The 12,279-nt window shown below is 59.7% G+C and carries 12 protein-coding genes; 9 read left to right on the top strand and 3 right to left on the bottom strand.

From position 1 onward, the window contains the following. Window positions 1-41: 41 nt before the first annotated feature. A complete protein-coding gene (locus tag H6F58_RS08185) occupies window positions 42-809 on the bottom strand; it encodes a GNAT family N-acetyltransferase (RefSeq protein ID WP_060701695.1) in 768 nt (255 codons plus the stop codon). Next, window positions 809-2,821 (bottom strand): M3 family metallopeptidase, encoded by a 2,013-nt coding sequence (locus H6F58_RS08180; protein ID WP_195181550.1) that lies wholly within the window; start codon window positions 2,819-2,821, stop codon window positions 809-811. The genes H6F58_RS08185 and H6F58_RS08180 overlap by 1 nt, the downstream gene beginning before the upstream one ends. A gap of 76 nt (window positions 2,822-2,897) precedes the next feature. On the opposite strand from H6F58_RS08180, the gene H6F58_RS08175 reads away from it, so the two are divergent. Next, window positions 2,898-4,076, top strand: a complete 1,179-nt coding sequence (locus tag H6F58_RS08175; RefSeq protein WP_195181549.1) for a CapA family protein — start codon at window positions 2,898-2,900, stop codon at window positions 4,074-4,076. Window position 4,077: 1 nt separating this feature from the next. On the opposite strand, the gene H6F58_RS08170 is transcribed toward H6F58_RS08175, so the two are convergent. Next, window positions 4,078-4,728 (bottom strand): DUF6226 family protein, encoded by a 651-nt coding sequence (locus H6F58_RS08170; protein WP_195181548.1) that lies wholly within the window; start codon window positions 4,726-4,728, stop codon window positions 4,078-4,080. Between the two features lie 287 nt (window positions 4,729-5,015). On the opposite strand from H6F58_RS08170, the gene pdxT reads away from it, so the two are divergent. From pdxT to secF, 8 genes are all read left to right on the top strand, one after another. Then, window positions 5,016-5,627 carry a pyridoxal 5'-phosphate synthase glutaminase subunit PdxT gene (pdxT, locus tag H6F58_RS08165; RefSeq protein WP_084793194.1) on the top strand — a complete coding sequence of 204 codons (612 nt, stop codon included), beginning with the start codon at window positions 5,016-5,018 and terminating at the stop codon, window positions 5,625-5,627. A 3-nt stretch (window positions 5,628-5,630) separates the two neighbouring features. Next, on the top strand, window positions 5,631-6,389 hold the full coding sequence (locus H6F58_RS08160; RefSeq protein WP_195181547.1) for a YebC/PmpR family DNA-binding transcriptional regulator: 759 nt from the start codon (window positions 5,631-5,633) through the stop codon (window positions 6,387-6,389). 3 nt (window positions 6,390-6,392) lie between these two features. After that, the gene (gene ruvC / locus H6F58_RS08155) at window positions 6,393-6,992 is read left to right on the top strand and encodes a crossover junction endodeoxyribonuclease RuvC (RefSeq protein WP_195181546.1); all 600 of its coding nucleotides are present in this window, start codon (window positions 6,393-6,395) and stop codon (window positions 6,990-6,992) included. 92 nt (window positions 6,993-7,084) lie between these two features. Further along, complete coding sequence (gene ruvA, locus H6F58_RS08150; protein WP_195181545.1) at window positions 7,085-7,702, top strand: Holliday junction branch migration protein RuvA; 618 nt, start codon at window positions 7,085-7,087, stop codon at window positions 7,700-7,702. Between the two features lie 24 nt (window positions 7,703-7,726). Next, window positions 7,727-8,776 carry a Holliday junction branch migration DNA helicase RuvB gene (ruvB, locus tag H6F58_RS08145; protein WP_195181544.1) on the top strand — a complete coding sequence of 350 codons (1,050 nt, stop codon included), beginning with the start codon at window positions 7,727-7,729 and terminating at the stop codon, window positions 8,774-8,776. Between the two features lie 187 nt (window positions 8,777-8,963). Next, a complete protein-coding gene (yajC, locus tag H6F58_RS08140) occupies window positions 8,964-9,371 on the top strand; it encodes a preprotein translocase subunit YajC (RefSeq protein ID WP_195181543.1) in 408 nt (135 codons plus the stop codon). A 59-nt stretch (window positions 9,372-9,430) separates the two neighbouring features. Then, window positions 9,431-11,164 carry a protein translocase subunit SecD gene (secD, locus tag H6F58_RS08135; protein WP_195181542.1) on the top strand — a complete coding sequence of 578 codons (1,734 nt, stop codon included), beginning with the start codon at window positions 9,431-9,433 and terminating at the stop codon, window positions 11,162-11,164. Continuing rightward, on the top strand, window positions 11,157-12,125 hold the full coding sequence (gene secF / locus H6F58_RS08130; RefSeq protein WP_195181541.1) for a protein translocase subunit SecF: 969 nt from the start codon (window positions 11,157-11,159) through the stop codon (window positions 12,123-12,125). The genes secD and secF overlap by 8 nt, the downstream gene beginning before the upstream one ends. Window positions 12,126-12,279: the final 154 nt, after the last annotated feature.

The following is a 12,279-nucleotide window of genomic DNA, read 5'->3' as shown; positions in this document are numbered from 1 at the left end:
TCCCGTGGCCGGCTCGCTGCTTTTGCTGGTTGGACAGCCCGCTACTGGTTCCAGGAGCGAAGCACCATGTGGCGCCCGCGGCCCAGCAGCTTCAGCCCGTTGGCGCTGAAGAAATCGGCGCTGGACGGCGTGGCCGCGGCCAGCAGCTCCTGCGGGACTTCCTCATCGGGCGGGGAGAGCGGGTTGATCATCGAGCGCGAGAGCCCATGGAGCAGCGCGGTGCCCACGCCGTGGCGGCGGTGCTCCTTGCCCACGGCCAGCGAGTGCACCATCAGCTGCCCGCCCAAACCCTGCTGGGCAAAACCGCGCCCGACGATCTCGCCCTCATCGGTGCGCGCCAGGGCGTGCTCGACACGGCGCAGGGCCGGGTGGCCGCTGGAAAGCTGCGAGCTGGTTTCGCGCCACAGGTTGGTCACGTTCAATTCGGCGGCATCCGCCCCGGCGGCCTCGGGCACGTTATTGCCCAGGCGGATCTTGCCGGCCCAGCGATCCATCGGGATCGCCAGCGGGCCGGCATGCCAGGAGACCTGGGCGTTGTCGGAAAAGCCGGTGGCTTTCAGCTCGGCGGCGTCGGCGCCGGAATTCACCCAGGCTTCCACCCGCCGGGCACCCAGGCGGTGGCCTTCGGCCAGCGCTGGGCGCAACCCGGCTTGTTCAGGATGCTCGGGGAACAGCAGGATCAGGCGCTTGCGCACCGGCTGCCAGGCCCACGAGCACCCGTGGGTGGTAAAGATCTTGCCGCCGGTGGCAACTGCTAGTGCCTGATGCCAGTGGCTCAGTGCTTCCTGTGCGGAGGCAATCGTCGTCATTATTCTGCGTTCACCAATCCTCGACGGCGCAGCAGCGGTTCTACCCGTGCGGTGCGGCCGCGGAATAATTCGTAGGACTCTAGGGGGTCGCGCGTGTTTCCGCGCGAGAGCAGTTCCTCGCGGAACCGATTACCATTTTCGCGCATCAGGCCGCCATTTTCCTCGAACCACTGCACAGTGTCGGCATCAAGCACCTCGCTCCAGATGTAGGAGTAGTAGCCAGCGGAGTAGCCATTGGCGAAAATGTGCTGGAAATAACCGGTCCGATAGCGTGGCGGAATCATCTCGGCATCAAAGCCGGCGTCGGCAAGGACCTGCTGCTCGAACGCCACGGGATCATCAATGACCGTATCCGCGCTAATGGTGTGCCAGGCCCAGTCCAGAACGCTCGCTGCCAGATACTCGGTCGTGGCAAACCCCTGGCCCCACAGTCCTGCGGCACGGATTCTGGCAATGGTTTCATCATCCAGTTGCTCTCCGGACTGATGATGCACGGCGTAGCCGGGCAGCACCTGCTGATCCAGTACCCACATCTCATTGACCTGCGAGGGGAATTCAACAAAATCCCGGGGGACCGAGGTGCCCGAGAGCGAAGCGTACTTCCCGTTGGAGAACATGCCATGCAGGGCGTGGCCGAACTCGTGGAAGAGCGTATTGGCTTCATCCAGGGTGAGCAATACCGGATCTCCAGGGGCAGGAGCCGAAATGTTCAAGGTGTTGGTGACAATCGGACGTTCATTGAAATAGGAGGCGGCATCACGAAGGCTGGTCATCCAGGCGCCGCCCTTCTTCGTGTCGCGGGCCAGATAGTCACCGGTGTAGAGCGCCAGCGGGCTTCCGTCGGCATCAAAAACTTCGAAGACTCGAACTTGCTCGTGATAGGCAGGCAGGTCAAAACGCTCAACGAAGGTGATCCCGTAGAGCTTGGTAGCGGTGGCAAAAACGCCACCGACCAGCACGCGATCAAGTTCGAAGTAGTTGCGCAGCGACTCGGAGTCCACGGCATACTGTTCACGCAAAACCTGGTTGGAGTAGAACTTCCAATCCCACGCCTGCACTTCGTGGCCGGCAATGCTGCCCAGCACCTCAGCTTCTTTGCGCGCGTTGGCAGTGGCCGCCTTGGTCAATTCCGCAAGGCGTTGTTCAACTGCCGCGGTTGATGGTGCTGTCGCTTGGGCCAGCACCGTTTCAGCGTGGTTTGCAAAACCCAGCAGGGCTGCACGTTCGGCACGTAGCTTTGCCATATCTGCGGCCAGCTGGAGCGTGGGGTTTTCGGTGATCCCGCGTGAGATGGATGCGGCAAATACCTTGCGCCGCGCTTCGCCGCTGGTCAATGACTCCAGAACCGGTTGCTGCGTCGGGGAGACCAATGGCAGAAGATATCCTGCCGCATGGCCGGCCTGCTTGGCCGACTGCGCTGCGGATTCGAGGGCCTGTGGTGACAGGCCGTCCAGCTCGTCAGCCGAGTCGAAGTGGACTGCATGGGCGTTTTGGTTTTCCAGTACGCGATTGGAGAACTGGCTGGAGAGCTCGGAAAGCTGCGCGTTGAGCTGCTTCAGCTGCTGCTTCTGGGCTTCATCCAGATCAGCGCCGGCCAGCCTGAATGCTTTGAGCGTTTGCTCGGCCAGGCGCGCGTCTTCACCAGCCAGTCCCGAACAATCTGCGGCTTGTAAACGCGAATACAAGGCCTGGTTTAGGTAGATCTCGTCTTCTTGGGCGCTGAAGATCGATGACATCTCTGTCTGGATGGCTCTGATCGGTTCGGTTCCGTGGGCGGATAGGACGCTGAAATAGGTCATCATCGAACGGCGCAGCACCTGCCCGCTGGCTTCCAGCGCCAGGAAGGTGTTGGCAAAGTCGGGTGCACTTTGCTCTTCGATGATGCGCTGCAATTCGGTGCGCTGTTCTGCGGCGCCGAGTTTGGCCGCTTCCAAATAGTGTTCGGCAGTGAGTTCGTCGAATGCCGGCCATTGATAAGGGTTGGCGCTGGGCGCCAGGAGCGGATTTTGCATAAGCATAGGTTTTCACAGGCAACGTGATTTAGCTTGCATTTACACCCCTGAGAGCTTGCTGGGATAGGGTCTAGGCATGCACTCACGTTTGCCTCTGGCCTGCCGTTCCTTGACCGCCGGCGTACTGCTTTCGGTACTGCTGGCAGGGTGCTCGGCAAGCGTCGAGCCGGACGAAGCACCCCGCCCTTCCAAGCCCGCGCTGGCAAGCACCCCTGCTTCCGAGTCCAGTGCAACCAGCGAGCCGAAGGAGTTTTCGCTCATGGTGACCGGGGATGTCTTGTTGCATCCTCCGCTGCTCGAGCAGGCTCGCAGCGCTGCCAAGTCCGGCAACGGTAAGGACTACGATTTTTCTGCTTTGCTTGCGGGCCTGAAGCCTTATGCGAACGACGCAGATGCCGCCCTATGCAATCTCGAAACCCCCATCGGCACGCCACCGTACTCCGGCTATCCCCGGTTCACCGTCCCTGCGCAGATTCTCTCCGATCTCAAATCCATCGGCTATGACGGCTGCACCACTGCCACCAACCACACGGTCGACGCCGGAACCAGCGGGGTGAACAGGACCCTGGATGCGCTGGAGGAGCAGGAGCTGTTTGCCACCGGGTCGTACCGCAGCAAGGAGGAAGCGCATGAACCGCCGATCATGCAGATCGACGGCATCAAGCTCGGCGTGATTGCCAGTACGTTCTCGCTCAATGGCCTGCCGGAGGCCGCCGACTGGCAGGTTGATACTGGAGTCGACGCACAAAGGCTGATACAGCGCGGAAAATCGACCCGCCAGGATGGTGCTGACGTTGTGGTGGCCGCAATTCACGATGGCACTGAATATTCGAACAGGCCAACTGCCCAACAGCGCAAACTGGGCCGGGAGCTGGCCGAATCTGGAGTCTTCGACTTCATCTACATGCACCACACGCATTCGGCGCTGCCAATCGAAAAACACGATGGCACCTGGATCGTCTACGGGCTGGGAAATTCGGTGGCCAAGCATGCGACAAAAACCATCTTGAACCGAGAAGGAATCAGCGTCAAAGCAACGTTCAGCCACGATGAGAAGTCGGGTGACTGGAAAGTTTCACAACTTCAATGGGTGCCGCATATGCTCTCGCAATCACCGGTGGCATGGTGCCAGGTCTTCGAAGCATCGGCTTGCTTGCCCGAAGCCGATGCCAAGGCATCACTAGCCCGGACGACGGCCACCGTAAATGCCTACGGCGCATTCGATGATGGCCTGGAGGAATGGAAAATCGAATAAGCTAGCGTGCCGGCCAGGGCGCCCACGCGCCATCCACGGGAATGACCGCACGGGCCCATGCAAGCTGCGCGGGAGAAATTTCGTCGAGTCCTGTCGATTGTTGACAGGAACCTAGCTCCTCCACGTTGAATTGATGGGTCATCCGGCCGTTCCCCAGATCCAGGACTTCAACAAAAGAGCCGGAGAGGACCGCTCCCACTTGTGCCTCAAGCTCGTCGAGCAGATCCGGGACAGATTCATCGCAGGCATCGCAACCGCAGTGGGGCATGGCTGCCTGGAATAATGCGCCGAATCGAAGCTGCACCCCGGAAAACCTGGTGAAAACCAGGCCCATGGGTGCACAACGCGAATCTTCCGGAAACAATCTCACTGAGCGCACCAACTCGTCACTAGGTACCCGCAATTGGGCCGCTAGGCCGGGGTCTTCGAAACACCGCACCTTGTAGAATTCGCAGATCCATTCCACGAGCGCCTCAGCCACAACTTGCACAGGGGAGAAGCGCTGCGGATGCGCTGTTACCGAGTAGGTTTCCGCTGGTGGCTGGTCGTCCCATCGCTGCCCATAGCCAATAGGTGCGCCACTGTCATCTGTGTAGGCACTGTGGGTTATCTCTGGACGCTGGTACCCCTGAAGCATGCTCAACTTTCTCATCGGAATTTCCGTATTTTCAGAGTACCTGTTTAGTCACTTCCGCGGATTGAATCGATCCGGCGCTTTTCCCTGCTTGATTGCGCGTAGGGCTCTCTTCTTCAGCTCCATGTGGCGATAGCCAGCCGGGAAAAGTCCTCATGCCGCTTGATGCTGAGGTGTGACTTGAAAATCGCAACCGGGGAAAACACGACACACCGAGCAACAAAATCAACTGCTGCTTCAGCCGGTACTAACGTTGATTCGGCGCCTAGTGCGCCTCGAACCCGCAAACTATGAAGGTCACATCCATGCCGAAAATTGGCGTCCTCGCCCTCCAGGGAGATTTCCGCGAACATCTTGCATCCCTGCAGCGCCTGGGACAAGAAACGCTCGCTGTGCGCACCCCGGACGACCTTTCGAAGGTCGACGCTTTGGTTATCCCCGGCGGAGAATCCTCGGTCATCGACCGGCTCTCCCGCAACTATTCACTGGCAGAGCCAATCAAGCAGCGCATCGCACAGGGCATGCCGGCCTACGGCTCCTGCGCGGGAATGATCATGCTGGCGGACCGAATTGAGAACCCTGCGGTCTCCAGCACTGGAGCCATCCAGCAGAGCTTCGGCGGCATCGACATGACAGTTCGGCGCAATGCCTTCGGCCGCCAAGTGGACTCCTTCGAATACCAGTTGGGCTTCTTGGGGCAGAACCTCGAAGCTGTATTCATTCGGGCTCCTGAAGCGGTGCAAGTAGGCGCCGATGTGCAAGTGATCAGCACGGTTCCAGCCGAAGGCGATGGCGAACAGGGTAGAATTGTTGCAGTACGCCAGGGAAATTTGTTGGCAACCAGCTTTCACCCGGAAGTCACCGGCAGCACGGCGATCCACGAATTTTTCATCCAACTCACGCGAGGAGACGCTTAAAGCATGTCAGGCCACTCCAAATGGGCAACCACCAAGCACAAGAAGGCCGCGATTGACGCCAAGCGCGCCAAAGCCTTCGCAAAATTCATCAAGGGCATCGAAGTTGCAGCCCGCGCCGGCGGCGCAGACATGTCGGGCAACCCGGCACTGGAACTTGCCGTCAGCAAGGCCAAGAAGAACTCTGTGCCAGTCAACAACATCGATCGCGCAATCAAGCGCGGTGCCGGCTTGACCGGCGAGGTCGTTGACTACACCGAAATCATTTACGAGGCACGTGGCCCGCAAGGCTCGGCTCTGCTGATCGAGTGCCTTACGGACAACAAGAACCGCGCAGCTTCCGAGGTTCGAGTTGGCATCACCCGCAACGGCGGCACCGTTGCCGACCCGGGCTCGGTCGCGTACCTGTTCAACCGCCAGGGCGTTGTCCGCTTGCCAAAGGGCGAGCTGACCGAGGACGATCTGCTGATGACCGTGCTGGATGCCGGTGCTGACGAGATCATGGACGAGGACGAGAACTTCGCCATCGTTTCGGACCCCTCGGATCTGCGTGCCGTGGCCACCGCATTGGATGAGGCCGACATCGCCTACGAATCCGATGAAATGGAATTCCTGCCTTCGATGAAGGTAGAGCTGGACGTTGACGGCGCCCGCAAGTTCCTCAAGCTCTTCGACGCATTGGAAGAGCTCGACGACGTGCAGAACGTCTACACCAACGCCGATCTGTCCGACGAGGTTCGCGCCGCGCTGGACGAAGAGCAGTAAGGCTTGTCCCTTCGCGTTGTCGGCGTCGACCCCGGACTGACCCGCTGTGGCCTGGCCGTGGTCGACGTCGCTGCAAACAGGCAAGTATCGCTGGTTGATGTCACCGTCGCCGGCACCCCGCCGGGCACCCCCTTAGACGCCCGGCTCTTGACGATCGCCAACGCCATCGACGCGTGGCTTGATGAGCACAAGCCGGATGTCCTGGCCCTCGAACGGGTCTTCGCTTCGGCCAACGTATCTACCGTTATTGGCACGGCCCAGGTCACCGGTGTCGTCATCACGGCCGCAGCCCGGCGAGGCATCCCCGTGGCACTGCATACGCCCACCGAAGTGAAGGCCGCGGTGACCGGTTCAGGGCAGGCAACCAAGGTAGCGATCGGAAAAATGGTTGCCAAGATCTGCCGTCTCGACGAGCCTCCCAAGCCAGCCGACGCAGCAGATGCTGTGGCTTTGGCGATCGCCCACGGCTGGCGCGGAGCAGCTGCAGGGTCGAATGCTTCGGCCTCGGCAGCCAGCGCTACCGGGTCCACCCAGCTCACTGGTGCGCAACAAGCGTGGATCGCCGCCGAAGCCTCGGCCAAGCGCCGAGCTATTCGCCGGTAGGCAACACGACCCACCGTTGCGCCACCCACGTCGCGATTCGTAGGTATCTTCGATAAACTGGGTTCGATCGAACATATATCCCAAGGAGTGGCATGATCAGCTCATTGACCGGCGCCGTGCAAGCGGTGACCCTGAATACTGCGGTAATTGACGTCAACGGCTTCGGCATGTTGATCAATGCCACCCCAGGAACCCTGGCAACCTTGCATGTTGGACGCGAAGCCACCGTATTCACTTCCATGGTGGTCCGCGAAGATTCCATGACCCTTTTCGGATTCGCCAGCGCTGAAGAGCGCGACGTATTTGAAGTCTTGATCTCGGTCTCGGGTATTGGCCCGCGCACCGGCCTGGCGATTCTCGCAGTCCACAGCCCCGAAGAAGTGCGCATTGCGGCTAATACCAAGGACACCGCCGCTTTCACCAAGGTGTCCGGCATTGGCCCCAAGGGAGCCAGCCGAATTGTGCTGGAACTCAATGGCAAGCTCGTGCCAACCGGCGCGCCGGTCTCACCGGTGGCGGGTGCCGGCTCGCTCAGCGCCTGGGAGCCCCAGGTCATCGAAGCGCTCACCGGACTGGGCTGGAGCGAGAAGGACGCCACCAGCACGCTCAAGTCGCTCTCCAAGGCCGAACCGGAAATTGTTTCCGGCGGCAACGTCGCCGAAATTTTGCGTGCTGCGCTGCGCAGCATGTCCAGCGGAACCCGAGTCTAGGCCGGCTTCGAGAGGATCATGACGATGAACGAATCCACCGGGCTGACCAACGCCGGGAGCGAGCCCGAGGAACGGGTGCTTGAAGCAGCCTTGCGACCACGCAACCTTGACGACTTTGTCGGCCAATCACGCGTCAGGCAGCAACTATCGCTGGTCCTTGAGGCTGCCAAGATCCGCGAACGCACCGCAGACCATGTGCTGCTATCGGGGCCTCCGGGCCTCGGTAAAACAACGCTTTCCATGATCATTGCCGCGGAGATGAACGCGCCCCTGCGCATTTCTTCTGGCCCGGCAATCCAGCATGCGGGGGACCTTGCGGCCATTCTCTCCTCGCTGACCGAAGGCGAAGTTCTTTTCCTGGACGAAATCCACAGAATGTCCCGCCCGGCAGAAGAAATGCTCTACATGGCGATGGAAGACTTCCGTGTAGATATTGTTGTCGGCAAGGGTGCCGGCGCTACCGCCATCCCATTGGAGTTGCCGCCATTCACGCTGGTCGGTGCCACTACCCGTGCTGGCCTGCTGCCTGGTCCGCTGCGCGACCGCTTCGGCTTTACCGGGCACCTGGAATTCTATGCAGTCCAAGAACTTGAACTTGTACTGCGCCGCTCAGCCATGATGCTGGATTTGAGCGTCACTTCGGCAGCCTTCACCGAGATCGCCGGCCGCTCCCGCGGAACACCTCGAATTGCCAACCGGCTGCTGCGCCGTGTGCGAGACTGGGCGCTAGTGCACAAGCTCGAAGAGATCGACCACAAGGCGGCCTCGGCAGCACTGGATATGTATGAAGTCGATGCGCGTGGGCTGGACCGATTGGACCGCGGCGTATTGGAAGCATTGTGCACCAAATTTGGCGGGGGGCCGGTAGGCCTATCCACCTTGGCCATTGCGGTCGGTGAAGAAACGGAAACCGTAGAGACCGTAGCTGAACCCTACTTGGTTCGCGAAGGCTTGATGGGCCGCACCCCACGCGGCCGCATCGCGATGCCAGGCGCTTGGGAGCATTTAGGGCTGGCCATGCCCAAGGACGCCATCTTTGCCAGCGCCCAAAGCTATGAATCCGATGAGGATTAGGCAAGCAATACTTCACTGCCCGCGTAAATGGTCTGCCGGTTGACCGTATGCCATTAGACTAAAGACGCCCGACCTCTACCCGTTTACGGGTCCGGTAGGGCGTCTTTGCTGTTAATGCCCAACCTTGGGCGAACCGGCAACCTAGAACTTTTGATCAAATCGCAACAATTCGTTAGCAGGTAAATACGTGAATTCCCTCGTAATCGCCCAGGCCGCCGGCGGCGGCTTCAACCCTTCGCTCATCTTGATGGTGGCGCTGTTTGCAGTGTTGATCTTCATGATGTTCCGTGGCCGCAAGAAGCAGTCCGCTCAGCAGGAGAAGCTGAAGAACAACACCGTGCCAGGTGCGAAGGTGATGACCAACTCGGGCATCTACGGCACTGTCATGGGCATTGACGCAGAGGACCGCGTACAGGTCGAGGTCGCCAACGGCGTCGTACTGACCTTGCACCGCCAGGCCATTTCCACCTTCCTGGATAACGAGCCAGCTGCCGCCGCAACGCAGCAGCCAGCAGAAACCAGCGATGTTGCTGAAACCCCAGAAGAGTCCCTGCGTCGCTTGAACGACGAGGGCAAGGACGAGCGCAACTCCTAAGTTCCGGGTAGCAAGCGGTGGCCCGAAGCTACAGCCACCAACACGAGAAAGCACATTAGATGTCATCAATCAGACCTGTTAAGCAGGCGCGCAAGGCGTTGCTGTGGTTGCTGATCGTCTTCATCATCGCAACCGGCGTGCTGGTGGCTGGTGCAGCGAACGGCAAAACCGGGTGGGGACCCAAGCTGGCCCTCGACCTTGAAGGCGGCACCGAGATGATCCTGGCCCCGCGGGTTCAGGGCGATCAAGCGATCAACCAAGAACAGCTGGATCAAGCGGTGTCGATCATTCGCCAGCGCGTGAACGGCAATGGTGTTACCGAAGCGGAAGTCACGACCCAGTCCGGTCGAAATGTTGTCGTATCCATGCCGGGTACACCTGACCAGGCAACCCGTGAACTGATCCAGGCTTCAGCAGCCATGGAATTCCGTCCGGTACTCGTCTCCGGCAGCTATCAAGCGACGCCCAAGGACCAGCGCACCGCCAAGGCTGATCTTCCCAAGCCAAACGGTGAACCTAAAAACGCTTCGGACACCAATTGGGTGACCGCAGATCTTTACCAGAAATTCGAAGCCTTCGACTGCACCAATGACGAAGACAAGAAGAGCAGTGAAGATGCTGATCCCACGAAGCCCATGATTTCTTGTGATGAGAGCGTGGGAGTCAAATACATTCTTGGCCCCCAGGAAATCCCTGGCGACCAGATCTCCGACGCTTACGCACAGCTGGCCCGCGGAGTCAACGGCTCCGTCACTGGCGAGTGGGTTGTTGTCATTGAATTCAACCAGCAGGGCACCAAGACCTTTGCTGACACCACCCAGCGCCTGATTGCGCTTCAGGGTGCACAGAACCAGTTCGCGATCGTCCTTGACGGACAGATCATCTCGGCCCCTACGACCAATGCCGTGATTTCCGACGGGCGCCCGCAGATCTCCGGTGGCTTCACCCAGGAAACTTCACAAGCACTGGCCGAGCAGCTCAAATACGGCGCCTTGCCGATCAGCTTCGACATCCAGTCTGAGCGCCAGGTCTCTGCGACCCTTGGTGCCGACCAGCTGACCGCCGGTTTGATCGCCGGCGTCATCGGCCTGGTACTCGTATTCATCTACTCGCTGTTCCAGTACCGCGCACTGGGCCTGGTGACCATCGCTTCCCTGCTGGTCTCCGGCGTACTCACCTACCTGTCCCTGGTCTTACTTGGATGGGGAATGAACTACCGGCTGTCGCTGGCCGGTGTCGCGGGCCTGATTGTCGCGATCGGCTTGATCGCCGACTCGTTCATCGTCTACTTCGAACGCGTACGCGACGAGTTGCGCGAAGGCCGTCCATTGGCCAGTGCCGTCGACGTCGGTTGGGGCCGTGCCAAGCGAACCATTTTGGCTTCCAAAGCAGTGAACGTGCTGGCTGCAGTGGTGCTCTACATCGTTGCTGTCGGCAACGTGCGAGGCTTCGCCTTCACCCTGGGCTTGACTGCAATCATCGACCTTGTCGTGGTCTATGGCCTGACGCACCCAACACTGGTGCTGCTGGCCCGGACCAAGTTCTTCGCCGATGGCCACCGCCTGTCCGGCCTTGATCCGTCGCTTTTGGGCGTTGAGCCGCTGTACAAGGGCGCCGGCCAGGTTCGCCGTTTTGGCGAGAATGCGGAGGCGAACCGCGGCAAGAAAAATGCCAAGGCTTCAGGCGAAGCAGCCAAGCGCATGACTATTGCTGAGCGCCGCCGCGAAGAGGCAGCCCTAGCGATCCGGCCTGGGAATGCATCGTCGAAGGCTCAGGAGGAGAACAATGAATAAGCTAGTGACTTGGGGCAACGAGCTCTACACCGGCAAGCGTTCCTACCCGTTCACCTCCAAGCACCGGCTTTGGTTCGCCATCGCAGGCGCAATGGTGATCCTGTCGATCCTTGTCCCTGTAGTCAAGGGCGGGTTCAATCTCGGCATCGACTTCCGTGGTGGCTCGGAATTCACCGTCTCGGATGTCCAGAACACCGATATCAAAATCGGTGAACACGCAGTTACCTCGGTTGCTTCGGGCGCCGAGGCCACGGTCACGAATATTGCACCAAACACCATGCGTGTTGAGACCGAGCGCCTGAGCGATGACGAAACTCTGGCGATCGCAGCATCTTTGGCTGAGGACTACGGGGTCTCCAGTGACGAAGTGACCAGCAACTTCATCGGCCCAACCTGGGGGCAGGACGTTTCCCGTCAGGCGCTGCTTGGCCTGTTCGCTTTCGTGGTCCTTGTTGGACTCTTGATGGCCGCATACTTCCGCACGTGGAAGATGTCGCTGGCCGCTATCGTTGGCCTGCTGGTCGTGATCTTCGTGACCGCCGGCATCTATTCGGTCACCGGATTCGAGATTACGCCAAGTGCCATTATCGGCTTCCTGACGATTCTGAGTTATTCGCTCTATGACACCGTCGTGGTTTTCGACAAGGTTCGTGAAAATACGAAGGACTTCACCAAGCAGTCCAAGCGCACCTTTGAGCAGCTGGTGAACCTCGCGGTGAACCAGACCTTGGTCCGTTCAATCAATACCTCAGTGGTGGCCGTACTGCCCGTGGCATCGATTCTCTTCATCGGTTCCTACATGCTCGGTGCAGGTACGCTCAAGGATCTTTCCTTGGCCTTGTTCGTCGGCATTATCATCTCGGCATTGTCCACCCTGTTCGTTCAAGCGCCGCTGTACCAATGGCTGCGCCGCAACGATTCGGATGTCGTTGAGCACTCGAAGAAAATGGCCGTCGCCTAATCGCTACCCGGTCTGAAAAAGCGCCTCCAGCATTCGCTGGAGGCGCTTTTTCACAATGGCGTGAAGCGGTGTAATTAGTTGTCACCGGCCGAACGTGCTATAACAAATGAACTAAACAACGTGTTTTTTTGGTGCAAGGTCGTGGACGTAACCG

The organism is Glutamicibacter sp. FBE19, from assembly GCF_015524875.1.
Taxonomy (GTDB): domain Bacteria; phylum Actinomycetota; class Actinomycetes; order Actinomycetales; family Micrococcaceae; genus Glutamicibacter; species Glutamicibacter halophytocola.
This window is presented reverse-complemented; position numbering and strand designations above follow the sequence as displayed.

What these genes read in the sequence shown, in the direction of transcription:
- pdxT (WP_084793194.1), top strand. Translation starts at nt 5,016, where the DNA reads ATGCCGAAAATTGGCGTCCTCGCCCTCCAGGGAGATTTCCGCGAACAT.
- ruvA (WP_195181545.1), top strand. Translation starts at nt 7,085, where the DNA reads ATGATCAGCTCATTGACCGGCGCCGTGCAAGCGGTGACCCTGAATACT.
- ruvB (WP_195181544.1), top strand. Translation starts at nt 7,727, where the DNA reads ATGAACGAATCCACCGGGCTGACCAACGCCGGGAGCGAGCCCGAGGAA.
- secD (WP_195181542.1), top strand. Translation starts at nt 9,431, where the DNA reads ATGTCATCAATCAGACCTGTTAAGCAGGCGCGCAAGGCGTTGCTGTGG.
- secF (WP_195181541.1), top strand. Translation starts at nt 11,157, where the DNA reads ATGAATAAGCTAGTGACTTGGGGCAACGAGCTCTACACCGGCAAGCGT.
- H6F58_RS08175 (WP_195181549.1), top strand. Translation starts at nt 2,898, where the DNA reads ATGCACTCACGTTTGCCTCTGGCCTGCCGTTCCTTGACCGCCGGCGTA.
- H6F58_RS08185 (WP_060701695.1), bottom strand. Translation starts at nt 809, where the DNA reads ATGACGACGATTGCCTCCGCACAGGAAGCACTGAGCCACTGGCATCAG.
- H6F58_RS08170 (WP_195181548.1), bottom strand. Translation starts at nt 4,728, where the DNA reads ATGAGAAAGTTGAGCATGCTTCAGGGGTACCAGCGTCCAGAGATAACC.
- H6F58_RS08160 (WP_195181547.1), top strand. Translation starts at nt 5,631, where the DNA reads ATGTCAGGCCACTCCAAATGGGCAACCACCAAGCACAAGAAGGCCGCG.
- H6F58_RS08180 (WP_195181550.1), bottom strand. Translation starts at nt 2,821, where the DNA reads ATGCAAAATCCGCTCCTGGCGCCCAGCGCCAACCCTTATCAATGGCCG.